The organism is Pseudomonas sp. LB3P81 (assembly GCF_054897965.1).
On the sequence record NZ_JBUBVG010000001.1, the window covers coordinates 3,941,177 to 3,965,491 of the forward strand.

18 protein-coding genes and 1 tRNA gene are annotated in these 24,315 nt (G+C 58.1%); 4 read left to right on the forward strand and 15 right to left on the reverse strand.

The window, feature by feature from the left end; genetic code table 11:
* Positions 1-45: 45 nt before the first annotated feature.
* The 4 genes from ACYZTL_RS18150 to ACYZTL_RS18165 form a co-directional block, all read right to left on the reverse strand.
* Positions 46-840, reverse strand: a complete 795-nt coding sequence (locus ACYZTL_RS18150) for a carbon-nitrogen hydrolase family protein (RefSeq protein ID WP_461952947.1) — start codon at positions 838-840, stop codon at positions 46-48.
* Positions 841-852: 12 nt separating this feature from the next.
* Positions 853-2,535, reverse strand: a complete 1,683-nt coding sequence (locus tag ACYZTL_RS18155) for a flavin monoamine oxidase family protein (protein WP_461952948.1) — start codon at positions 2,533-2,535, stop codon at positions 853-855.
* 264 nt (positions 2,536-2,799) lie between these two features.
* Entirely contained in the window at positions 2,800-3,261 is a 462-nt protein-coding gene (locus ACYZTL_RS18160) for an Lrp/AsnC family transcriptional regulator (protein WP_461952949.1), read from the reverse strand.
* 296 nt (positions 3,262-3,557) lie between these two features.
* Positions 3,558-4,547 carry an Abi family protein gene (locus tag ACYZTL_RS18165; protein WP_461952950.1) on the reverse strand — a complete coding sequence of 330 codons (990 nt, stop codon included), beginning with the start codon at positions 4,545-4,547 and terminating at the stop codon, positions 3,558-3,560.
* A 377-nt stretch (positions 4,548-4,924) separates the two neighbouring features.
* Here ACYZTL_RS18165 and ACYZTL_RS18170 point away from each other — a divergent pair, with 377 nt between their 5' ends.
* Complete coding sequence (locus tag ACYZTL_RS18170) at positions 4,925-5,572, forward strand: peptidase M41 (protein ID WP_461954330.1); 648 nt, start codon at positions 4,925-4,927, stop codon at positions 5,570-5,572.
* Between the two features lie 69 nt (positions 5,573-5,641).
* On the opposite strand, the gene ACYZTL_RS18175 is transcribed toward ACYZTL_RS18170, so the two are convergent.
* The 6 genes from ACYZTL_RS18175 to rpsU all read right to left on the reverse strand — a co-directional run bounded on the left by ACYZTL_RS18175 (position 5,642) and on the right by rpsU (position 15,180).
* Positions 5,642-5,950 carry a DUF3077 domain-containing protein gene (locus tag ACYZTL_RS18175; protein WP_461952951.1) on the reverse strand — a complete coding sequence of 103 codons (309 nt, stop codon included), beginning with the start codon at positions 5,948-5,950 and terminating at the stop codon, positions 5,642-5,644.
* Positions 5,951-6,630: 680 nt separating this feature from the next.
* A tRNA-Ile gene (locus ACYZTL_RS18180) sits at positions 6,631-6,707 on the reverse strand.
* A gap of 15 nt (positions 6,708-6,722) precedes the next feature.
* A complete protein-coding gene (locus tag ACYZTL_RS18185) occupies positions 6,723-10,469 on the reverse strand; it encodes an EAL domain-containing protein (RefSeq protein WP_461952952.1) in 3,747 nt (1,248 codons plus the stop codon).
* A 118-nt stretch (positions 10,470-10,587) separates the two neighbouring features.
* On the reverse strand, positions 10,588-12,435 hold the full coding sequence (gene rpoD / locus ACYZTL_RS18190) for an RNA polymerase sigma factor RpoD (RefSeq protein ID WP_461952953.1): 1,848 nt from the start codon (positions 12,433-12,435) through the stop codon (positions 10,588-10,590).
* A gap of 67 nt (positions 12,436-12,502) precedes the next feature.
* Complete coding sequence (gene dnaG, locus ACYZTL_RS18195; RefSeq protein WP_461952954.1) at positions 12,503-14,482, reverse strand: DNA primase; 1,980 nt, start codon at positions 14,480-14,482, stop codon at positions 12,503-12,505.
* A 482-nt stretch (positions 14,483-14,964) separates the two neighbouring features.
* Entirely contained in the window at positions 14,965-15,180 is a 216-nt protein-coding gene (rpsU, locus tag ACYZTL_RS18200; RefSeq protein ID WP_002551877.1) for a 30S ribosomal protein S21, read from the reverse strand.
* A 199-nt stretch (positions 15,181-15,379) separates the two neighbouring features.
* Here rpsU and tsaD point away from each other — a divergent pair, with 199 nt between their 5' ends.
* On the forward strand, positions 15,380-16,405 hold the full coding sequence (tsaD, locus tag ACYZTL_RS18205; protein WP_392891986.1) for a tRNA (adenosine(37)-N6)-threonylcarbamoyltransferase complex transferase subunit TsaD: 1,026 nt from the start codon (positions 15,380-15,382) through the stop codon (positions 16,403-16,405).
* A gap of 23 nt (positions 16,406-16,428) precedes the next feature.
* Here the strand turns inward: tsaD and plsY are convergent, their stop codons facing one another.
* Positions 16,429-16,998: a glycerol-3-phosphate 1-O-acyltransferase PlsY gene (plsY, locus tag ACYZTL_RS18210; protein ID WP_461952955.1), complete on the reverse strand. Its 570-nt coding sequence runs from the start codon at positions 16,996-16,998 to the stop codon at positions 16,429-16,431.
* A 74-nt stretch (positions 16,999-17,072) separates the two neighbouring features.
* Between plsY and folB the strand changes: the two genes are divergently transcribed.
* Together folB and folK are read left to right on the forward strand one after the other, a co-directional pair.
* Positions 17,073-17,429, forward strand: a complete 357-nt coding sequence (gene folB, locus ACYZTL_RS18215; protein ID WP_461952956.1) for a dihydroneopterin aldolase — start codon at positions 17,073-17,075, stop codon at positions 17,427-17,429.
* Complete coding sequence (gene folK, locus ACYZTL_RS18220; RefSeq protein ID WP_461952957.1) at positions 17,420-17,947, forward strand: 2-amino-4-hydroxy-6-hydroxymethyldihydropteridine diphosphokinase; 528 nt, start codon at positions 17,420-17,422, stop codon at positions 17,945-17,947. Before folB ends, folK begins: the two co-directional genes overlap by 10 nt.
* Before the next feature lie 113 nt (positions 17,948-18,060).
* Here the strand turns inward: folK and ACYZTL_RS18225 are convergent, their stop codons facing one another.
* From ACYZTL_RS18225 to ACYZTL_RS18240, 4 genes are all read right to left on the reverse strand, one after another.
* The gene (locus ACYZTL_RS18225) at positions 18,061-19,290 is read right to left on the reverse strand and encodes a multifunctional CCA addition/repair protein (protein ID WP_461952958.1); all 1,230 of its coding nucleotides are present in this window, start codon (positions 19,288-19,290) and stop codon (positions 18,061-18,063) included.
* A gap of 63 nt (positions 19,291-19,353) precedes the next feature.
* Positions 19,354-20,916, reverse strand: coding sequence for a SpoVR family protein (locus ACYZTL_RS18230; protein WP_461952959.1), 1,563 nt, complete (start codon positions 20,914-20,916; stop codon positions 19,354-19,356).
* Positions 20,913-22,184 carry a YeaH/YhbH family protein gene (locus ACYZTL_RS18235; RefSeq protein ID WP_461952960.1) on the reverse strand — a complete coding sequence of 424 codons (1,272 nt, stop codon included), beginning with the start codon at positions 22,182-22,184 and terminating at the stop codon, positions 20,913-20,915. The genes ACYZTL_RS18230 and ACYZTL_RS18235 overlap by 4 nt, the downstream gene beginning before the upstream one ends.
* 204 nt (positions 22,185-22,388) lie before the next feature.
* Complete coding sequence (locus ACYZTL_RS18240) at positions 22,389-24,311, reverse strand: PrkA family serine protein kinase (RefSeq protein WP_214379233.1); 1,923 nt, start codon at positions 24,309-24,311, stop codon at positions 22,389-22,391.
* Positions 24,312-24,315 lie beyond the last annotated feature (4 nt).

Here is a 24,315-nt window from a genome sequence, read left to right on the forward strand (position 1 = left end):
CACTTCCAGAACAGAGAAGCGCTAATGCTAGCGGATTACAGAGGTTTAGCGCTTGTTAAGGTCGCCGTAGAGCTCGGGGCGGCGATCGATAAAGTAGCGATTGGCGGCGCGGGAATCGACCATCAACTGACGATCCAGCTCACCGACAATCAGCGCTTCATCCAGGCCGGCCTGGGCAATGCGGCTGCCATCCGGCGCGGCGATGCTACTCTGGCCGCAATACTGGATTTCGCCTTCATTGCCACAATAGTTGGCGTACGCCACATAACACTGGTTTTCGAATGCGCGGGCGCGAACGGTGACATCGGCGACGAAGTCGTACGGAATCATGTTCGCCGTCGGCACCAGAATCAGCTCGGCGCCGGCCAACGCCAGACGTCGCGCGTTTTCCGGAAACTCAACGTCGTAGCAGATCAGGAACCCGAGCTTCCAGCCATTGAGCTCCACCAGCGGAAAATCATCCTGCCCGGCGCTGAACATCGAGTGATCGAGGTCGCCGTACAGGTGAGTCTTGCGGTAGTTGCACAGGCGCTCGCCATTGGCGTCGATCAGTTGCACGGCGTTGTAGATCTGCCCGTCCTCGGTGCGCTCGGGGTAGCCATACAAAATGGCGATCCCCGCTGCCTTGGCAATGCGCGCGATCTGCTGCGCCGATTCACCGTTGTGCACCTCCGCCAGTACGCTGACGGCATCGACGCCGATGTTGTAGCCGGTCAGGAACATCTCCGGCAGCACCAGCAAATCGGCGCCTTTCGCTTCCAGCGCCAGTTGATGCAGGCGTTGCAGATTGCCGGCGACGTCCAGGGGCAGCGGCGGACATTGGTAAAGGGCTACGCGCATTCAGGATTCCTCTTACTCGGGCAGGGCGATCGGACCGATCTCGTTGAACACATCTCCTGGACCCGGGTTCTCGGCGTGAGTTTCACCGCCGAAGTGTTTCATGATGCCCCACACCGCATTGAGCGAGGTCTGCACCGCGCCTTCAACCCACGCCGGCGTCCACGAAACGTCGTCGCCCGCGATGAAAATACCGCGTTGTTCAGCCGGCATCTCGTCCTGCATGAAATGCGCGTACATGCGCTGGTTGTAGCGATAGTGGCCGGGCAGGGCGCCTTTGAACGCGCCGAGGAAATGCGGGTCGGCTTCCCACGACACGGTGATCGGGTCGCCGATGATTCGCGCGGCGATGTCGACTTTCGGGTAGATCTTTTTCAGCGCGTTCAACGCCAGTTCCACGCGTTTTTCTACCGGGTGCGGAAGCATTTTCAGTGCGTCGCTCATCCACGAGTACGACAGGCAAATCACGCCTGGCTTGTCGTCGCCGTTGTCGAACAGATACGTGCCACGGGTCAGGCGATCGGTGAGGGTCATGCTCATCAGGTCGCGGCCGGTTTCCGGATCCTTGTCCTTCCAGAACGGACGGTCGACCATCACGAAGGTTTTCGACGATTGCATGTAACGCGTGCGGTCGAGGGCCATCCACATCTTTTGCGAGAACAGGGTTTCGTCGCATTCGATCTGGGTGGTCAGCAGCCAGCTCTGGCAGGTGGTCAGCACCGCCGCGTACTCGCGAGTGTCGCCGTTGTTGTCGGTGACCGCAAAACGGCCATCCGGGGCGTGAGCGATTTTTTTGACCCCGGAACGCGGCGCGCCTCTGTGCAGCGACTTGAGACTGGTGCCTTCGGGCCAGTGCACGCAACGTTCCGGTACGTGGCGCCAGATGCCTTGCGGCACTTGTTCGACGCCGCCGACGACCAGATGTTGGTGATCGTCGCAGTTAGTCATCACTACGCGGAAGATTTCCAGCATCGAGTTCGGGAAGTCCGAGTCCCAGCCGCCGGTACCAAAACCGACCTGCCCGAACACTTCGCGGTGATGGAACGAGAGCTTGGCGAAGGCTTTGGAAGTGGCGACAAAGTCGTAGAAGGTGCGGTCGTCCCACAGCGGAACCAGAGTGTTCCAGAGCTCTTTGAGGCGCGGCACGTCGCGGTCGCGGATGGCTTGCTGGATATCGGAGAACTGCGAGCCGGCCTCCAGTGCGTCGGCCCAGGCGTCAGCCACTTCCTGGAACAGTGCAGGGAGATCGGCCAGCTTCTGTGCGTAGTGGGTTTTACCTTCCAGGTCGATCACGGTGCTGCCAGAGGCAGGCGTCAGCGGATTGGGAAAGGGTTTGGTCTCGAGAGCGAGCTTGTCGACATAGTGGTAAAACGCCGTGGACGACACTGGAAAGCGCATGCCGCCCAGTTCGGCGACGATGCCATCGGTCCCGTTGAAAGCCTGGGAACGCAGACGGCCGCCCATTTTCGAGGCTTCGTAGACGACGGGTTTGAGGCCCAGTTTCATCAATTCATACGCGGCCACCAAACCGGCAATCCCCGCGCCGACGATCGCCACTTCGGCGCCGTGGTTGTGCGCAGGAATGCTGCCCAGACCGGCCGGGTGCTCGATCCAGTCGTCAAAGCCGAATGGAAAGTCCGGGCCGAAAATGGTGACTGGTTTCTTACCGTCTGCAGGATGGCGATTGTTCTTGTTCATGGCTGACCTTGCTGGCGACCGGACGCGGGATGCGCGTCTGAGTATAGGAAAAGATGGCAGCCATTCTAGAGAGCGTAGAACACGTTAATAAGACACAATGTGTCGTCGTTTTGCTAATTAATTGATCAAATCGACGAGCTGTCTGTGCACACTGTTCACTGTGGGAGCGAGCCTGCTCGCGAAAGCGATATGTCAGTTATCGTAGTTTTCAATGGCACACCGCTTTCGCCGGCAAGCCGGTCTCGCTCCCACCTTGGACTGCAGTTAAACCGGCTGACCGCGATCAATCTTGCTGCTGAGAATGATCGACGTCGTGGTCTTCTCCACCCCATCCACACTCCCGATCTGATCCAGCAACTGATCCAGCTGCTCCGGCGATTCAGTCCTTAACCACGCCACATAATCAAATTCGCCACTCACCGCACACAACTGCTGCACCTGTGCCATCGCACTCAACCGCCGCAACACTTCCTTGCCGGACCGCGGTTGCACGGTGATCCCCACATATGCCTGCAACCCGCCATCCACTACTCGTTGACCCAGCCGCACGCCGTAACCTGTGATGACCTTGGTCTTTTCCAGTCGCGCCAATCGCGAAGTCACAGTGGTGCGAGCGATGCCCAATTGCCGGGCGAGCATGGCCACGCTTTCGCGGGCATTGATCTGCAGGGCTGCGATCAATTGGCGGTCGATTTCGTCAAGAACGGGCGGGCGGATGTCGGGCAAGGGGTGGTCTCCAGCGATACAGATCAATGGTTCAGCATGTTACAGGCACATCTTGCACTGCGGATGCTTGATCTGGGCTCGGTACCGTTCATGCCATAGCCACCCAGTCCGGCCCGATGACTTACGTTTCGCCGAAAACCGGCAAGCAGTACAACCTGCTAACGGTGGGTGGTGCGCGTCAGTCCACGGACCGTGGGGGTTATGTGATCGCCTACGCCTTGCCTAAGTAAGGGCGGAATCGCAGGTACGAAAAAGCCGCGCAGAGGTGCGGCTTTTTCGTTCTTGAGATTACTCCGTTACTGCCAGAACGGGTCTTGGTGCCAATCCTGTGGAAATCCCATTGCTCGCTGATTAAGACCGGGAAATTCCTGCATCAGGTCCAATAAACGGCGATCCCAATGGGCGTGTGGGCTCACTTGGTGCATCAAGTAGTTAAGGATGCACAAAACCGAAAAAATCCGCGGATGCTGTCCCTGTTGAAGTAATGCCTGTGGCCATTGAAAGGCTGTTTTCCTGGGCAGTTCCGGTCGTATTCCCAGCTCTCGATTCCACAGTCGCGCGTGATGGGCGCAAATGTTGCGGATGGTGGTCAGGGTATGCAGCCACGATTGCAACAGAGGTGCAGGCAATGCAAGGTACTTGGCGATGATTTTCTTGTCTGCGTCGCGGGCAAGTCCTTTGTAAAGGTGGGACAGATCCCCAAGGGTCAGCTCTTCCAGCATGGCCCATCCCGGCATCAGTGACGGCTGGTCGTACGTTACCGGATAGTGCCGGGCATAGCTTTCTTTCGCACGGTGCCGCTTAAGATGATCTTTACGCCGGGTATCGGTTTGCAGGCGGTCTATCCGTTGGCATTCTTTTTCGTAATCGCGTTTGGCGGTGTTTTGCTTGGTGCGTATGGTTTCCATCAATCGAGCGTGGTCATAGGTGTGCTGAAACAGCCGAGCTTCCATGTACCAATGCCCGCCGTGAGTGGGGCCCATGTGGTTACTGATCAATGAACGAACGGCAACTTCGACGCGCTCGATGGCGTCCATGGCAAGTAGACGCAGCCTACGGTCGAAATCATAGAGATTGGTCAGATCACGAAATTCGGCACCCTTGCGGAAAGGGTGATCTTGAACCTCTGCATGCTGAAAAGTACGCATGTAAGGTGTGAGGCGGAAGAAACTGACAGCTTGCAGGAAGTATCGTGCTCGAGTCTCATCCTGGATTTGCAGGCCACGCTGCTTGAGCAGTTCGATTTGGGCAGTGATGTCGATCACCGGTTTACCAAAGACTCTCATGCCCTAAAAACTCCGGGCAAAAAAAACCCGCGCAATTTGTGCTTAGCTGCTGATGCAACCATAGGCATGGCGGGTGTGTTGCGGGAAAGACTAGGTAGAACCGCTTCGTTTTGCAAGTTTTTTGCTGAAGGGTCAATAAGCGGACAAGCCAGGTTTTGCATGAGGCATCTCGCTGCTTTTGTTGACGAGGAACCTTATATTTTTCAGGTTTTGAGTCTGATTGTACTGGCTGCGAACACAGACCCGGGCTCGATAGGCCGCGTAACAGGGCCTATAAGAATAGAGCTTCAACAACTTGGGAATCTTCCTACTTTGCTCGACAGAATGGACACTAACAGTCAGTCATAGTCGGATTCGAAGAGTGCGGGGCGATGGACATGACAAACAGGATGCCTTCCGTTGTGCGGAATCACGCATTACAGATTGCCCATCACGAAATGGGCCACTACGTCGTGGCCCGCGCATTGGGGTTTGTAACGGGCGGCGTGACTCTGTCCGTGACCATGGACCTAAGGCATCAAGGGGGCGCCTCCATTACCTTGGCGCGCCCGATTTTGTCGATGGAAGCAATGAAAGCGCATTTGGAAGCGCGGATGATGGTCCTGATGGCTGGCGTTATGGGGCAGACATTAGCTTCAACGCATTCGTCCGGGAAACGCGTCGACAAGTCGAAAGCGGTAGCCATCCTGAAGGGCGTGCTGGGGGCGGAACAGGATTATGCAAAAGTAAAAGAGTTGCAGCATTTGCTGCGCAACATCACCTGTCCCGATACGGACCCCGCGTCATCTGACCGTATTGCGGCTGAGCTCAAAGCGATGACTGATCGTGTATGGGGTCGGACTCAAGAAATCGTCGAGGATCTGGCGGATACGATTACCGAATTGGGAAGCGTGCTGGTCGACAGCATGGTCATCGTGGAGCAGTGGGGCAGGGCGGCGGATACGTATGAGGTCGTTTTTACGCGTGAAATGCTTGAGCGGTTGCGGCCGGTGCAGGCCATTCCAGCGTTGGGTGTTTGGGTGTAAGACAGCGCACCACCGATCATCACCTGAAAGCCCCGAATTCTCGGGGCTCATTCCACGGCCCATCGGCCGCTATTTGTCGGACTTCGTATCAGCGCGATCAGGCCCGCGCTCCAACACCTTCATTACATCATCGACCACAGCCTTGCTCATCGCCGTCAGGTAATGCGCGGCCCAGGCGTGGCGGTCGGTGTCTTTGGCGTAAGCGGCGTCCATGGTCAGTTCCTTGGCGAGAAACAATAGATTGGAGGCTTGGGCCAGTGCGTCGGCAAGGGGAACGCCGCGACCGACACGGAATAGCGCTTGGTTTGAGCAGTAGAAGAAAGGTGTGAGGCCGATGGTTTGTAGTTCTGAAGACGCGGTCGAATCTGTTTTGCTCATAGTCTTGCTCCTTGACATAGGGAGCTGCCACATTCGTTACCACACGAATGGGAGGCAGCTGTGCGCAGGGTGGTAAACCGGGAGCCAAGGAAACCGGCACGCCCTAAAGCGTCCCACGCACAGCCGCCATAACACAGGATCACAGTCGTAAAAAACCGACTGCTCATGTGATGGAAACGCTGTTGCGCCTTTTCTCGCCGGGTTACCACACCCGTTCACTGCATTTGCAGCGACGTCCGGAGACTATCCCGTCGAAGAAAAGCGCAACAAGGCATCAAAGTGCCCAAAACGCACGATTCGGAGTTTGCCTACAAGGTCTGCGGGCGTCATCCGATATTGCGCCACCTTAAGTAAACAAAACCAAACGCCATTCACGCAAAAGCCGCGCATTGCGCGGCTTTCTTGTTTGGACTGTCTTGAGGTTGCTGGGCAAGATGGGCTTCATGCAGCTGTGCGATAAGGTCTGCTTGCGGCAACCTAGCTCGACCAAACGCTAGGGCAGAAACGAAAAAAGACGCTATAGGCGTCTTCTTCGATTCGGTAAAGCAGATCCGGACACCACTTACGAACCGCCTTGCGCGGTTACGGCTTTCGCCGCTGGGAAGCGCTCAATCTCATCCGGTCAGTCGCTTCGATAGGTGAGGTCTGACGAAAGCCGCGCACTGCGCGGCTTTTTTGTTTGGTGGGCCCACACGGACTTGAACCGTGGACCAAAGGATTATGAGTCCTCTGCTCTAACCAACTGAGCTATAGGCCCTCAGTAGGCCGCGGATTATAGCGACGGTTTCTCGGCTGTGCTATCCGAAAAATCCGATACGGCTATACGAAGAAACGTCGCGGCGAATTCGTCCGGCGGCAAGGGCAGGCTGACGATGTATCCCTGGATCTGTTCGCAGCCTTCCTGCGCGAGGAATTGCTGCTGCGCGAAGGTCTCGACACCCTCGGCAATCACGGTGAACTGCATGCTGCGACCCAAGGCGATGATCGCGCGAACAATCGCCGCGTCATGGGGATCATCAGGCAGGCCGCGGACGAACGACTGGTCGATCTTGAGGATGTCCAGCGGCAGGCGCTTGAGGTAACTCAGGGATGAATAACCGGTGCCGAAGTCATCGATGGCCAGTTGCACGCCCAGGTGTTTGAGTTGATGCAGTACCGCCAGCGCTTCCTCGGCCTGGCTCATGATGAAGTTTTCGGTAATTTCCAGTTGCAATAATCCGGGCTGAAGAGCGTTGTCCTTGAGCAGTTGTTCGATCCGGACGAGCAGGTTGGGCTGGCGCAGTTGCGCGCCGGCGAGGTTGACCGACAATGGCCCGAGGCATTCATAAGTCAGGTTCCATTCGTACATCTGCCGGCACGCGGTCTCGAGCACCCAGTCGCCGATTTGCAGAATCATCCCGTTCTCTTCGGCCAAGGGAATGAAGTGTTCTGGCGGCACGACACCGAAGGTCGGGTGATGCCAGCGGATGAGGGCTTCAGCACCCACCAGGCGATTGTCGTCCAGGCTGATTTTCGGCTGGTAGTGCAGCAACAGTTCATTGCGCTCGATGGCGCGGCGCAGTTCATGCTCCAGTGCGACCCGCTCGCTGGCCTGAGCGGTCAAGTCGCGGGTATAACTCTCGACCCGGTTGCGGCCCTTGGCCTTGGAGCGGTACATCGCCGCGTCGGCGTTCTTGACCAGTGTGGCGACGTCACAGCCGTCCTTGGGATACAGGCTGGTGCCAATGCTGGCACTGATGAAGAACTCATGCTCGCCGGCCTGGAACGGTGCGGAGAAACAGTTGAGCAACTTGGTTGCGATATTGTCGGCATCGCTGGACTGTTGCAGGCCGGGCAACAGGATGATGAATTCGTCGCCGCCCAGGCGTGCCACGGTGTCGATGTCGCGCAACTGGTCCTTGAGGCGCACGGCGATGCCCTTGAGCAGCAGGTCGCCGACCGGGTGGCCGAGGCTGTCGTTGATGTGTTTGAAGCGGTCAAGATCGAGGAACAACACCGCGCCCTGGCCACCGTTTTCCCGCTGGTTGTTGAGTGCGGTCAGCAGTCGGCTCTCAAACAGCGTGCGGTTCGGCAAGCCAGTCAGCGGATCGTGGTGCGCCTGGTAATCGAGTTTGGCCTGCGCGTGCTTGAGGCTGGAAATGTCCGCGAACACGGCGACAAAGTGGGTGATGAACTTGTCGCGATTGCGCACGGCGCTGATGGTCAGCCAGCTCGGGTACAACTCGCCGTTTTTGCGCCGGTTGGAAATCTCGCCTTGCCAATGACCTTCGGCCGTCAGTTGATGCCACATGGCCGCGTAGAAAGCACTGTCGTGCAGACCCGAGGCGAGCAGGCGAGGGGTGTGGCCCAGTGCCTCGCTTTCGCTGTAGCCGGTAATTTCGGTAAAGGCGCGATTGACCGCGCTGATGTGTTGCTGGGTGTCAGTGATCAACACGCCCTCGGCAGTACTCTCGAACACGGTCGCCGCCTGTTGCAGTTTTTCCTGCATCAAGTGCCGCTCGGTGATGTCCCGGGCGATGGTCAGCATGCAATCTTCGTCGCCAATCGGCAGCGGACGGCTCGACACCTCACAAAGACGGATCTGCCCGTCGCTGCGGCGAATATGGCAATTGAAGTCGCGGACGAAACCGTCCCGATGCAGCAGGTCGAGCATCTGTTTGCGTTCGTTCAGATTGACCCAGATCCCCAGCTCCAATGCCGAGCGATCCACGGACATCGCGCTGTTGAAACCCGTCATGCGGCTGAAACCCTCGTTGACCTCCAGCAGCAAACCGTCGCTCTGCCGGGACAGCAGCAAACCGTCAGGGGAGGCGTGGAAGGCCTTGGCGAATTTTTCTTCAGAGGTTTGCAGCTGTTGCTGGGTTTCCTTGAGTTGGCTGATATCCCGCACAACCACTACCAGCGCAGGCGTCGTGTCGAGGTCGAAAGGCTCGGCGGAGATCAGGCCGGTAAACACCTGGCCATTGTTGCGGCGAAAGGGCATCTCCAGGTTACGGATGCTGCCGGCCTGCAAGCGCTGTAGCAAACCCGGCCCGACGCCAGGAATGCCCCAGATGTTCAGGTCGGTGGCCGTCTGGCCGATGACGTCTTCTGCCTTGAGCCCGATCTGTTCTTCAAATGCTTCGTTGACCTCCAGCAGGCTGCCGTCAGAGAGTCGCGCGATGACCAGGATGTCCGGGCATTGCTGGAATACCGAGGCAAACTTCTGTTCCGACAGGCGCAACGCCTCTTCGGTGCGCTTGGCCTCGCTGATGTCGATCATCAGGCCACGCATCACCGGTTCATGGCCGTGCTCGATCAGGCTGACGATGTCGCGCACCCATATGCAGCGGCCATCGGCAGTGATGACCCGGTAATCGAGGCTGTGATCGCGTCCAGCCAGGACTTCGTGATCGCAGAAGGTCTGGGCACGGGTCAGGTCGGCGGGGTGGATGATGTTGCGCCAGAAGCCTGGAATCAGCCAATGGGCCAGGGGGTAGCCGAGCAATTCTTCGGCGTGGGGCGACACGTAGCTGTAGGTGAAATCGGTGATCCGCGCTTCCCAGGCAATGGCCGAAAGGCTCTCCACCAGCCCGCGGTAATGGTACTCGCTGCTGCGCAGTTCTTGTTCCAGGTCGACGCGGCGGGCGATTTCCGAACTCAGGCGGCGGTTGATCCGGATGACCATCGCCAGCACCGTGACGAGTAGCAGTAAACCCGGCAAGCCGTACACCAGCAGGTCGGACCAGAGCGCTCGATGATCGAGAACGTTGCCGACCCAGTGCTCCTGGATGGTGTTGATTTCGTCCGGGGGCATGTCCGCCAGGACTTTGTCCAGAATGCCGACCAGGATCTTGTTGCCCCGGGGCACGCCCATGGCCAGTTGATAGCGATAGGGCGTCTCGCCGCTGACATAGAGCCCGTCGAGCTTGAGCTGACGCAGGCTCCAGACGCTGGAGGCGAGATCGCCGACCACCGCATCCACTTCATCGGTCGCCAGTGCCTGCAAGGCTGAGCTGACGTTGGGCAAGCCCACCAGGTTCAGGTCGGGATGGTGGGTGCGCAGCAATTCATGGGGCGCGTAGTTTTCCACCACGGCGATTTTCAGGCCGTACAGGTCTTCGAGTTTGCGCGGCTGAGCGCCACCGACGTGGGCAAGAATGACAATTGGAAAGTCCAGGTAGGGGCGCGTAAATGACAGGTATTTCTGGCGTTCCGGGGTCGACATGATGCCCGGTAACAAATCCAGTTTGGCTTGTTTGGCCTGTTCGAGAACAGCCGTCCAGCTCACGGGTTCGATGGGCGTGAGCTTGATGGCCAGGCGTTGGCGGATCAGGTCGATGTAGTCCGCCGCAAGGCCTTGGTAGCGGCCCTGCTCATCGCGAAACTCAAAGGGAGGCCATGACGCATCGACACCCAGACGCAAGTCCGGGTGGGCCGCCAGCCAGCTACGTTCTTCGTCGGTCAGAGTCAGCGCGCCAGCCGTTGCGGTCCAGGTCATCAGCGACAGCAAAAAAAGCACGGTCGGCAGTCTGGGCATAACGGTCTCGTTATGGCTCGGGGAATGCTTCGAGTGTAGACGGATTCGGCGGGAGGGAAGTGCGGGGGATTTTATCTGCATAAAGCAAAACCCCCGGCCTGGGCCGGGGGTTTTGTGATCACTCGTCGAGGAAGGAGCGCAAATGCTCGCTTCTCGTCGGGTGGCGCAGCTTGCGCAGCGCCTTGGCTTCGATCTGACGAATCCGTTCACGGGTCACGTCGAACTGCTTACCAACCTCCTCGAGGGTGTGGTCGGTATTCATGTCGATACCGAAGCGCATGCGCAGAACCTTGGCTTCACGGGCAGTGAGGCCGGACAGGACTTCGCGAGTCGCTTCTTTAAGGCTCTCAACGGTAGCAACATCGATTGGCGACTGCATGGTCGAGTCTTCGATGAAGTCACCCAGATGGGAGTCTTCGTCATCACCGATCGGGGTTTCCATGGAGATCGGCTCTTTAGCGATCTTCAATACCTTGCGGATCTTGTCCTCAGGCATTTCCATGCGTTCGCCCAGCTCTTCCGGGGTCGGTTCGCGACCCATTTCCTGCAACATCTGCCGGGAAATACGGTTGAGCTTGTTGATCGTCTCGATCATGTGCACCGGAATACGGATGGTGCGGGCCTGGTCGGCGATCGAGCGAGTGATCGCCTGACGGATCCACCAGGTGGCATAAGTCGAGAATTTGTAGCCGCGGCGGTATTCGAACTTGTCTACCGCTTTCATCAGACCGATGTTGCCTTCCTGGATCAGATCGAGGAATTGCAGGCCACGGTTGGTGTACTTCTTGGCGATGGAGATCACCAGACGCAAGTTCGCTTCAACCATCTCTTTCTTCGCGCGGCGGGCCTTGGCCTCACCGATCGACATGCGACGGTTGATGTCCTTGATCTCGGCGATCGTCAAACCGGTTTCGGTTTCCAGCGCGGTCAGCTTCTGCTGGCAACGAATGATGTCCGGCTGCAGGCGACCAATGGCTTCAGCGTATTTGCTTTTGCCTTTGGCCAGCGCATCGGTCCAGCTTTCGTCGACTTCATTGCCCGGGAACTGGCGCAGGAAATCGGCACGCGGCATGCGGGCATCACGAACGCACAGTTGCATGATCGCGCGCTCTTGCTGACGCAGACGATCCAGGGCGCTGCGAACACGCTCGACCAGGCCTTCGAATTGCTTCGGCACCAGTTTGATCGGCATGAACAGCTCGGCCAGCGCCAACAGTTCGGCAATAGCAGCCTTGTTGTTGCGACCGTGCTTTTTCAGCGCCTTGCGGGTGATTTCCATCTGATCGGAGACAGCGCCAAAACGCTGTGCCGCGATAATCGGATCAGGACCGCTTTCGGCTTCTTCTTCGTCATCCGTTGCTTCGGCGTCATCGTCGTCGGTGTCGTCGTCCGCTTTCACGGCTTTCGGATCGACTGGCGGCGGCACTTCTGCAGCAGGCGGCGCAATGCCGTCGTCCGGGTCGATATAACCGCTCAGGACGTCGGACAGGCGGCCACCTTCGGTGGTGACGCGAGTGTACTCGGAGAGAATATGGTCAACCGTGCCAGGGAAGTGCGCGATTGCGCCCATCACTTCGCGGATGCCCTCTTCAATACGTTTGGCGATTTCGATTTCGCCTTCACGTGTGAGGAGCTCTACCGTACCCATTTCGCGCATGTACATGCGCACCGGGTCGGTGGTGCGACCAATGTCGGTCTCGACCGCTGCCAACGCTGCTGCTGCCTCTTCGGCCGCGGCTTCGTCGGTATCGGCGTCGGCCAGCATAAGGGAATCCTTATCTGGCGCAACCTCGAATACGTTGATCCCCATGTCATTGATCATGCGGATGATGTCTTCCACCTGTTCCGGATCTGAAATATCCTCCGGCAGGTGGTCGTTGACCTCCGCGTAAGTCAGGTAGCCCTGCTCACGACCAAGTGTGATCAACTCTTTGATACGAGACTGCTGTTGCGCTTTTCCGGACATAACACCCTATCCACTGAAGGTCTTGGCGGGCAAAAAACAAGCCGAGGATTATACCTGAGCTATGACCTCACGCGCCAGTTGAGGTCGGGTTTGGTTCAGCCTTATTGCGTTTTAATAGGTCGCGCATCTGATTTGCTATCTGATTTGCTTCCTCTGCGGTCAATCCCGGTTGCCTTGCTTTTCTGATAAGTGCTTCAAGGCTATCCGTATGTTGACCTGCTGATAGCCTAGTAATGGTGTCTAAAAACTGTTGTTCAAGGTTGTCGCCTTCAATCAGCCACTCCTTTTCCGCCAAAGCTTTGAGAAGACGTCCCTGCTCAGTCCCGTGCCAGCGGGCCATTAACTGAATTGAGTTTAGCTTAGGATTTTTTTGCACGGCCTCGATCAGGGCCACCAGCAGTTGTGCGTAGGTGTTGCTCTCATTCGCGAAGTGATCGGCGGTTTCCACCTTGCCGGCCAGTTCTGGATGATGAATGAGCGTGCGAAGCGCGATCAGAGTCGGGGCTTCCACAGCAATCGGTGTGCGGGGGGCGCTCTGTTGATCGCGATCACCGCCGCGTTTGCTGTTCTTGTCCCAGGGTTTCTTGTCCCATTTCTTGCCGCCGGCGCCGGGTTTCTTCGGCGTCCATTCCTGCTGTGGCACATACATCTCTTGTGCCTGCGGCTGATGGTAGTCGCTGTAGTCCGGCATGGCGTCGTAATCGATGCCTGGATCGTAAGCCGGTGGTGCGTCCTGAGGTGCGCTTTGCACCAGTTGACTCACGGCTTCACCGCTCAGTCCGGTGATCTCGGTCAGGCGCTGACGCATCAGGATGCGCAGGTTCGCACCCGGGACCTTGTCGATCAGTGGTGCAGCGAGGGTGGCCATGTGGGCCTTGCCTTCGAGCGAGCGCGGATCGGATTCCTCGGTCAACTGCTGGAAGAAATAATCCGCCAGTGGCTGTGCGTGTTGATTGATTCGCGCGCGGAACGCGTCGGTGCCCTCGGAGCGGACCAGCGTATCCGGGTCTTCGCCCTCGGGCAGAAACAGGAAGCGCGCCCGTCGCCCGTCTTGCAGGCAGGGCAGTGTGGCTTCCAGTGCCCGCCACGCGGCGTTACGGCCAGCCTGGTCGCCGTCGAAGCAGAACAGCACGTTGGGCACGACACGAAACAGTCGCTTCAAGTGCTCTTCGCTGGTGGCGGTGCCTAGCGTGGCGACGGCGTTGCGCAGACCTTGCTGAGCGAGGGCGATGACGTCCATGTAGCCTTCGACGACGATGATTTCGTCGAGGTTGCGGTTGTTTTTACGCGCTTCATAAAGACCGTAGAGTTCCTGGCCCTTATGAAATACCGGAGTTTCCGGTGAGTTCAGGTATTTCGGTTTGTCATCACCCAATACCCGGCCACCAAAAGCAATGATGCGCCCGCGGCTGTCGCGGATCGGAAACATCACGCGATCGCGGAAGCGGTCATAGCGTTTGCCGGTTTCGGCGTTCTCGATCAGCAGGCCGGCATCGACCATGGCTTTTTGTTGCAGGGTGTCGCTGCTCAAATGCTTGAACAGATTGTCCCAGCCGGGCGGGGCGAAACCGAGTCCGAAGTCCCGGGCGATTTCGCCGGTCAATCCGCGGCCCTTCAAGTAATCCACAGCGGCTTTGCGCGATGGATGGCTTTTCAGTGCCTGGCGGTAAAAGTCGGCGGCGGCGGTGAGTAGCGGGTACAGCGGCGAATCAGTCGGTTGTCGCGGCTTGTGCGGCCGGCCGCTTTCTTCGCGGGGGATTTCCATGCCGGCGGCTTTGGCCAGCTCTTCGACAGCCTGGATGAAGTCCAGGTTGTCGTGGTCCATCATGAAGCCGAGGGCGTTACCGCCAGCGCCGCAGCCGAAGCAGTAATAGAACTGCTTGTCGGGGCTGACGCTGAAGGAGGGGGTTTTCTCTTTGTGAAACGGGCAGCAGGCGGTGTGGTTCTTGCCGGCCTTTTTCAGTTGCAGGCGCGAGCTGACCACATCGACGATGTCGGTGCGGTTCAGAAGGTCGTCAATGAAGCTCTGGGGAATTAGCCCGGCCATGGCGTTCTCGTCATCTGCGCTGAAATGGACCCGAAACGAAGGGCGGCCGAATACGGGTCGTAGTTTGAGGCACGCAAAATGTGCGGCTCGACCAGTGTCGTCTGCGTAATCGCTGTCGGGAAGTGTATCTGCCGAAAAACCACTGACGTTAATAACAATCAGTATTCGACTATTTGAAAGTGTTTCGCTGAATCCGCTGCGGCCAGTCGATGGCCCCGGATAGCTCAATAAGCGGGCACGCAAGAAGGTGCCTTGGGCTGATCGTCGTGAGAGGAATCAGTGGGTGTGCTCGTCAGTAGCCTTGGAAGGCTCGTCAGAAAAGACGTGCACCGCTGGCAAAAGAGCCAGGTCTGACGCTGTGAAGCAGGTTTGTCTCGGTCGCGTGTGCGGCTTTGACGGTGAAGCATCAAGCGTTTTCCGCAAATGCCATTAGCCCGGCTGAGGGCCGGGCTTGGCAGAAGCTTGCTACGATCGTCTGTGTATTAGTACAGACGAACGGCGCGGCGCTGTTCGCGCTGAACTTTCTTGGCGTGACGCTTAACAGCGGCTGCTGCTTTGCGCTTACGCTCAGAAGTTGGCTTCTCGTAAAATTCGCGGCTACGAACTTCAGCCAGTACACCGGCTTTTTCGCAGGAGCGCTTGAAACGACGCAGAGCTACGTCGAAGGGTTCGTTCTCTTTTACTTTGACGGCTGGCATCCAGAGCTACCTTCATTCATTACCGGGGTCAACATCCTCGCGGCAAAAGAGCACTTGAAGACGTCGGTTTTTAAGGGTTGCGGATGTTAACCCCTCATCGCTCGGAATGCAAAGCCTCTGATCGAAAACCGCTAGTCGGGGCATCCCATGGCGACTATTATGCGCGCCTTCGAATTCAGCCTAAACAAGGCGCAAACCCATGCTAGTACTGGGATTAGAAACCTCTTGCGACGAAACCGGTGTCGCATTATATGACAGTGAACGCGGCCTGCTGGCCGACGCGCTGTTCAGTCAGATCGACCTGCATCGCGCCTATGGCGGTGTGGTGCCGGAGCTGGCCTCGCGCGATCACGTCAAACGCATGCTGCCCTTGATTCGTCAGGTGCTGGCCGAGGCCGGCTGCGTGCCGACCGAGATTGATGCGATCGCCTACACCGCGGGTCCCGGGCTGGTCGGTGCGCTGCTGGTGGGGGCCTCCTGCGCTCAGGCGCTGGCCTTTGCCTGGGGTATTCCGGCCCTTGGCGTGCATCACATGGAAGGCCACTTGCTGGCACCGATGCTGGAGTCAAAACCGCCAGAATTCCCGTTCGTCGCTTTGTTGGTGTCCGGCGGTCATACGCAGCTGGTTCAGGTCGACGGGATCGGTCAATACACGCTCTTGGGCGAGACCCTTGACGATGCAGCCGGTGAAGCGTTCGACAAGACGGCGAAGATGATGGGACTGAATTATCCGGGTGGTCCGGAAATCGCTCGTCTGGCGGAGCAGGGCGTTGCAGGACGTTTCACTTTCCCGCGTCCGATGTGCGACCGCCCGGGCCTGGCTTTCAGCTTCAGCGGCCTGAAGACATTTGCCCTGAATACCTGGCAGCAGTGCGTTAGCGCCGGGGACGACAGCGAGCAAGCCCGTTGCGACATCGCGCTGGCGTTCCAGCAGGCCGTGGTGGAGACTTTGACCATCAAGTGCAAGCGTGCCCTGAAACAGGCGGGCATGAAGCGTCTGGTGATCGCTGGTGGCGTCAGCGCGAACAAGGCGTTGCGGTCTTCTTTGGAGAAAATGCTCGGCGACCTGAAGGGCGATGTGTTTTACGCCCGTCCGGAGTTCTGCACCGACAATGGCGCGATGATCGCGTTCGCCGGCTGCCAGCGCTTGCAGGCTGGTCAGCACGAAAGCCTGGCGATCAGCGTGCAGGCGCGCTGGCCGATGGAGCAATTGTCGGGCCTGTGATGAGCGGCGTTCACGTCCGGCAGTTAAAAATGCCGTTCGCGCCCGGCAAACAGGTCGCGTAGATTGCCGCGATGGCGCCAGACGATCAGGCCCGTGAGCGCGCTCATGGGCAGCAATGCCGCCGGTTCTTGCCAGGCCAGCAACGGCAGGGTCAGCGGTGTGGCGATCAGGGCGGCGAGTGAGCTGGTGCGGGTCAGGGAGAACGTCAGCAGCCACGCACAGACCGCCAGCAGGGCCGCCGGCGGGTAAAGCCCCAGCAACATGCCAGCGGCGGTGGCGACACCCTTGCCGCCGCGAAAGCGAAAGTACAGAGGGAACAGGTGACCGATCACGGCGCAAACGCCGATCCAGGCCTGTTCTTGCAGCGAAAGGCCGGCAACGCCTGCGATCAGTACCGGCAGCAGGCCTTTGCAGAGGTCGCCGATGAGGGTCAGGATGGCGAGTTTTTTGCCAGCCAGGCGCAACATGTTGGTGGCGCCGGCATTGCCCGAGCCACTCATTCGCGGATCGGGGTTACCGGTCAGGCGGCTGAGCAAAATGGCGAAGGACAGAGAGCCAAGCAGGTAGGCGAGAGTCGCCAGTAACCAAAACATGCTAACTATTCCGGGCGAGGACGCCCTGATTCTAACGGCGCATTGCGCCCTTGTCGTGCAGCGGAGAAGAGTGCTTGGACAGAGTGTTTATCGAGGGCCTGGAAGTCGACACTGTTATCGGTGCCTACGACTGGGAGCGAGGCATCCGACAGTGCCTGCGTCTTGATCTGAGCTTCGCCTGGGATAATCGCCCGGCCGCCGCCGGTGACGACCTGACCCTGGCGCTCGATTATGCGAGCGTTTCGTCGCGCATCCAGGCCTTTGCCGAGCAGGCGCAGTTCCAGCTGGTCGAGACCTTTGCAGAGCGTCTTGTGGAAGTGCTGATGAGCGAATTCAACATTACCTGGATGCGCCTCAAGCTGACCAAGCCAGGCGCCATCCCGGCGGCCACCGGTGGTGTGGGCGTGGAGATCGAGCGCGGATGTCGCTGACTCAGGTGTACCTCGGGCTCGGTAGCAATATCGAGCGCGAAACCCATTTGCAGGCCGGCCTGGAAGCCCTGGCGGGTTTTCTCGTGGATATACGCTGCTCGGCGGTGTTCGAAAGCCAGCCTGTGGGGATCAAGAGCGGGCCGTTCTTCAATTTCGTGGTGTCGGCTTACACCGATCTGCCGCTGATGGAGTTGGACCGCCGGTTGAAATTCATTGAGGCGGACAATGGCCGCTATGCGCCGGACCGCAAGGGTTTACCGCTGGATATCGACGTTTTGCTGTTTGGCGACCTCGTGGGTAACTTCGATGGCCTGATTCTGCCGAGGGCGGAGATTCTGAAAAATGCCTTTGTGTTGTGGCCGTTGTCGCTGATTGCGCCGGATCGTGTGCATCCGGGTGTGGGCAAAAGCTTCGCAACGTTGTGGGGCGAAGCGCAGATTGATCAGGTGTTGGCGCCGGTGGCGTTTGAGTGGCGCGGGGAGCAGTTGACTCCTTTGAGTTTGTTGCGAGGCAGATGACGCCTTCGCGAGCAAGCCCGCTCCCACAATTTGATTTGTGTATGACGCGGTTCAAATGTGGGAGCGGCGGTGCGACGATTCGACTTGCTCCGGGCGGCGATCCGACGAAGCTTTTAGGCAGACGCCGCTTCTTTGTAGGATTTCAGCGCTTTTAGCCGCTCATGCTTGATCGCCTCACCCAACTCCGGCCCCTTGAATCCCTTCTCCAGCAACGGCTGAACTGCCACGCTTCGCGCAGCATTAGCCGCTCCACGCAAATAATCCGCCTGTGGATAACTTCTCTGCTCCAGCCCTTTACGCCCCCGAGCATCCATTTCACACGCCGCAATAAACTCCTCGAATCGCTGCGGCCGACGGTAAACATCGAAACTCTGCAGCAACTCCAGCAAGGTCGAAGGCTTGAGCTCCAGAGCGCGATGACCATGGGTGTGATACTGGCCCACCAACAGCGCCAATTCCTGGCAGTCCTTCGGCGCCTTGAAGCGTTCATTGACCGCTTTGATCAGCTTCAGGCCCTTGTGTTCGTGGGCAATGTGCCGCGGCCATTCTTCTTCCGGCGTCAGTCCTTTGCCCAAGTCGTGGAGCAGGCAGGCCCAGCGCACAGTCAGCGGTTGTTTGTGCAGTGCGGCTTGTTCGAGCACGCTCAAGGTGTGCACGCCCGTGTCGATTTCCGGATGGTGAGCTTCAGGTTGCGGGACGCCGAACAACGCATCGACTTCCGGCATCAACACCTTCAGCGCGGCGCAGTCGCGCAGCACCTGGATAAACACTTGTGGCTGATCTTCCATCAGTGCGCGGGAAATTTCCTTCCAGCTGCGTTCTGCCGTCAGCGCTTCAAGTTCTCCTGATTCGCTGAGCTCGCGCATCAGTTCCAGGGTTTCCGGTGCGACGGTAAAACCCAGTTCCGCATAACGCGCTGCAAAGCGCGCAACACGCAAAACACGGAGAGGATCTTCGGCGAACGCGGGGGAAACGTGACGAAGCAAGCGAGCCTCGAGGTCACGTTGGCCATGGTAGGGGTCGGTCAGAATCCGCTGATCGTCTTCGGCCATGGCATTGATCGTCAGGTCACGACGGATCAGGTCTTCTTCGAGCGTCACTTCGGGACTGGCGTGAAAGGTGAAGCCGCCATAGCCGCGTCCGCTTTTGCGTTCGGTCCGGGCAAGTGCGTATTCCTCACCGCTTTTGGGATGAAGAAACACCGGGAAGTCCGCACCCACCGGGCGAAAGCCCTTGGCGAGCATTTCTTCGGTGGTGGCCCCGACCACCACCCAGTCGATATCGGTGACAGGTTTGCCCAGCAGGCGATCACGAACCGCGCCGCCAACTTTATAAATCTGCATAAAAAACCTCCGTTAGCTCGACAGAATAACCGTTGCGTCGAACTTCCGGAGGCAGAAACAGGATCAAAGATGGATGACGGCCAAGTCCAGCCGACCGTAATCGCCTTCGCTGTGTTCGCTTCTGGGTGGAACATGGTGGGTTTTCATCACTTGATCCCCTTGCAGGGTTTCCAGGTGAATGTCGAAGCCCCAGAGGCGGTGCAAGTGCTTGAGCACTTCCTCGGTGGATTCGCCCAGCGGTTTGCGGTCGTGTTGCTGGTGACGAAGGGTCAGGGAGCGGTCACCACGGCGATCGATACTGTAGATCTGGATGTTGGGTTCACGATTGCCCAGGTTGTACTGCGCGGCCAGGGTTTCACGGATGGTGCGGTAGCCGTCTTCATCATGAATGGCCGGCACCAGCAGGTCGTCCTTCTGGTCGTCATCGAGAATGCTGAACAACTTCAGGTCGCGGATCACCTTTGGTGAAAGGTACTGCAGGATGAAACTCTCGTCCTTGAAGCTGCTCATGGCGAACTTGATGGAAGACAGCCAGTCGGTGCCGGCAATTTCCGGGAACCAGCGGTAGTCCTCTTCGGTGGGGGTTTCACACATGCGCCGGATGTCCCGGTACATGGCAAAGCCCAGGGTGTAGGGGTTTATCCCGTTGTAGTACGGGCTGTCGAAGCCCGGCTGAAACACCACGCTGGTGTGGGACGTCAGGAATTCCATCATGAAGCCGTCGGTGACCAGGCCTTCGTCGTACAGGTCGTTAATCAGGGTGTAATGCCAGAACGTCGCCCAGCCTTCGTTCATCACCTGGGTCTGGCGTTGTGGATAGAAGTACTGCGCGATCTTGCGAACGATGCGCACGATCTCGCGCTGCCAAGGCTCCAGCAGTGGCGCATGTTTTTCGATGAAGTACAGGATATTTTCCTGGGGTTCGGCGGGGAAGCGCGCATTGTCCTTGTCGCTGTACTTGTCCGCGCCTTTGGGAATGGTGCGCCACAGATCGTTGATCTGCTTCTGCAGATGCTCTTCCCGATCCTTTTGCCGACGACGCTCCTCTTCGGCGGAAATCGGGTAAGGGCGTTTGTAGCGGTCAACCCCGTAGTTCATCAGCGCATGGCAGGAATCCAGCAGGTCCTCGACCGCATCGATGCCGTGGCGCTCTTCGCACTGCATGATGTACTGCTTGGCGAACACCAGATAATCGATGATCGAACTCGCGTCGGTCCAGGTGCGGAACAGGTAATTGCCTTTGAAGAAACTGTTGTGCCCGTAGCAGGCGTGAGCCACCACCAGGGCCTGCATGCAGATGGTGTTTTCTTCCATCAGATAGGCGATGCAGGGGTCCGAATTGATCACGATCTCGTAGGCCAGCCCCATCTGGCCGCGAGAGTAGGATTTCTCGGTGCTGAGGAAGTGTTTGCCGTAGGACCAATGGTGATACCCCAGCGGCATGCCGACGGAGGCGTAGGCGTCCATCATCTGCTCGGCGGTGATCACTTCGATCTGGTTGGGGTAGGTATCGAGTGCATAGCGAGCCGCGATACGGCTGATTTCGCGGTCGTAGGCCTGGATCAGCTCGAACGTCCATTCGGAGCCGGTGGAAATGGGTTGGCGCTTCTGCTCTTTGGCGGTCATGTTACTAACCTGCGCTGGAAGAGTTCACGGAAGACCGGATAGATATCCCCGGCCGAGACCAGTTGTTGCTGGGCAAAAGTGTCAGCAAAGGCTTCGGCAATGCGTTCGTATTCGAACCACAAGGCCTGGTGTTCGCGCGGGGTGATCTCAACGTAAGTGTAGTACTGCACGAACGGCATGATCTGGTTGATCAGAATATCGCGGCAGATCGGCGAGTCATCATTCCAGTTGTCGCCGTCGGAAGCCTGGGCCGCATAGATGTTCCACTCGTTGCTTGGATAGCGTTCGGCCATGATCTCCTGCATCAGTTTCAACGCGCTGGAAACGATGGTGCCGCCGGTTTCGCGGGAGTAGAAAAACTCTTCCTCATCCACTTCCCGGGCGCTGGTGTGGTGGCGGATGAACACGACGTCGATCTTTTCGTAGTTACGCTTGAGGAACAGGTACAGCAGGATAAAGAAGCGCTTGGCGATGTCCTTGGTCGCCTGGGTCATGGAGCCAGACACGTCCATCAGGCAGAACATCACGGCCTTGGAGCTGGGGTTGGGTTGCTTGATCAGCAGGTTGTACTTGAGGTCGAAGGTGTCGAGGAACGGAACGCGGTGGATGCGCGCGCTGAGCTTTTCGATTTCGGCTTCGATTTCCTGAATATCGCCGAAGTTGTCCGGTTCATCCCGTTTGAGTCGCAGCAGTTCTTCTTTGGCTTCGCGCAATTTCGCCCGGCTGCTGCCGGACAGGGCGATGCGCCGCGCATGGGCCGAACGCAAGGTGCGGATGATGTTGATCCGCGACGGATTACCCTCGTTACTGATCCCTGCACGAACGGTCTTGAAGGTGTCGGTGCCGGTCAGGTTACGCTTGACCAGGTTCGGCAGCTCAAGGTCCTCGAACATGAACTCGAGGAATTCTTCCTGGGTGATCTGGAAGACGAATTCGTCCATCCCTTCGCCTGAGTTGCCGGCCTTGCCCGGGCCTCTGCCACCACCACCTCCGGGCGGACGGGCAATGTGCTCGCCGCTGGTAAATTCCTTGTTGCCGGGGTGCACGACGGTCTGCTTGCCACCGCGACCGTGGTGAAGCACCGGCTCGTCGATGTCGCGGCCGGGAATACTGATCTGTTCGCCGTGCTCCATATCGGTAATGGAGCGCCGGCTGACCGCCTCTTCTACCGCCTTTTTGATGTGATCACGGTAACGCCGCAGAAACCGCTGACGGTTTACCGTGCTCTTGTTCTTGCCATTGAGACGTCGGTCGATCACATAGCTCATGACTGCTCCTTAGAAGCTGTCCTGAAAGGGGCGAGCGGTGATGCAGCATCGGACCGGGAGCCAAGGGATATTCAACGCTCCCCCAAGCGCTTTGGATGCTGCCTGAACTCGCTACCGACTTTCGAACACCTTCCAGAGGTCTGTGTAACAGAAAATGCGCACACAGGCCTCTGGCTGACGACAACCGGTCTGACCGGCAGCGGGTTATTGTGATTTTCTGACCCGCAGGTACCACTCGGACAGCAGTCGTACCTGTTTGTCGGTGTAACCCCGCTCGACCATCCGTGTGACGAAGTCGTTGTGCTTCTGCTGGTCCTCTTTGCTGGCCTTGGCGTTGAAGCTGATGACCGGCAGGAGGTCCTCGGTGTTGGAGAACATTTTCTTCTCGATGACCACCCGCAGTTTTTCGTAGCTGAGCCAGGTTGGGTTCTTGCCGTTGTTGTTGGCTCGGGCGCGCAGCACGAAGTTGACGATTTCGTTGCGGAAATCCTTCGGATTGCTGATGCCAGCCGGTTTTTCGATTTTTTCCAATTCCTCGTTCAACGCTACGCGGTTGAGAATCTCGCCGGTTTCCGGGTCGCGGTATTCCTGGTCCTGGATCCAGAAGTCAGCGTACAGCACGTAGCGATCGAAGATGTTCTGGCCGTACTCGCTGTAGGACTCGAGGTAGGCTGTCTGGATTTCCTTGCCGATGAACTCGATATAACGCGGTGCCAGGTACTCCTTGAGGAAGCGCAAATAGCGTTCACGGGTTTCGGCCTGGAATTGTTCCTGCTCGATCTGTTGTTCCAGCACGTACAGCAAGTGCACCGGGTTGGCGGCGATTTCGTGTGGATCGAAGTTGAAGACCTTCGACAGAATCTTGAACGCGAAGCGGGTCGAGAGGCCGTTCATGCCTTCGTCGACACCGGCGTTGTCGCGGTATTCCTGAATCGACTTGGCTTTCGGATCGGTGTCCTTGAGGTTTTCGCCGTCATACACGCGCATCTTGGAGTAGATGTTGGAGTTTTCCGGCTCCTTGAGGCGTGAAAGCACGGTGAACTGGGCGAGCATCTTCAGGGTGTCAGGTGCGCAATGGGCCTTGGCCAGCGAGCTGTTGAACAAGAGCTTGTCGTAGATCTTCACTTCATCGCTGACCCGCAGGCAGTATGGGACTTTGACGATGTAGATCCGGTCGATGAAGGCTTCGTTGTTCTTGTTGTTGCGGAAGGTGTGCCATTCCGATTCGTTGGAGTGGGCCAGCAGGATCCCGGTAAACGGAATCGCCCCCAGACCTTCGGTACTGTTGTAGTTACCTTCCTGAGTGGCGGTCAGCAATGGGTGCAGCACCTTGATCGGCGCCTTGAACATTTCGACGAATTCCATCAGGCCTTGGTTGGACCGGCACAGTGCGCCCGAATAGCTGTAGGCATCGGCGTCGTTTTGCGGGAACTCTTCCAGTTTGCGGATATCGACCTTGCCCACCAGTGCCGAGATGTCCTGGTTGTTTTCATCTCCCGGCTCGGTTTTGGCCACGGCGATCTGGTTGAGAATCGACGGGTAGAGTTTCACCACGCGGAACTGGCTGATGTCGCCGCCGAATTCGGCCAGGCGTTTGGTGGCCCATGGCGACATGATGGTATTGAGATAGCGCCGCGGAATGCCGAAGTCTTCCTCGAGGATCGCGCCATCTTCAGTGGCGTTGAACAGACCCAGGGGCGATTCGAAAACGGGCGAGCCTTTGATCGCGTAGAAAGGCACCTTCTCGATAAGCTGTTTCAGCTTCTCGGCCAGGGACGATTTACCGCCGCCGACAGGGCCGAGCAGGTAGAGGATCTGTTTCTTTTCTTCCAGTCCCTGAGCGGCATGGCGGAAATACGACACGATCTGGTCGATGCATTCTTCCATCCCGTGGAAGTCTTCGAAGGCCGGATAGCGGCGGATCACCTTGTTGGAAAAGATTCGCGAAAGCCTCGAGTTGGTCGAGGTGTCGAGCAGCTCCGGTTCTCCGATGGCCAGCAAGAGACGCTCGGCGGCGGAAACGTAGGCGCTGCGGTCCTTTTTGCACAGCTCCAGGTACTCTTGTAGCGAGAGTTCTTCCTGGCGTGTGGACTCGAAGCGTTGTTGGAAGTGGCTAAAGATACTCATGACG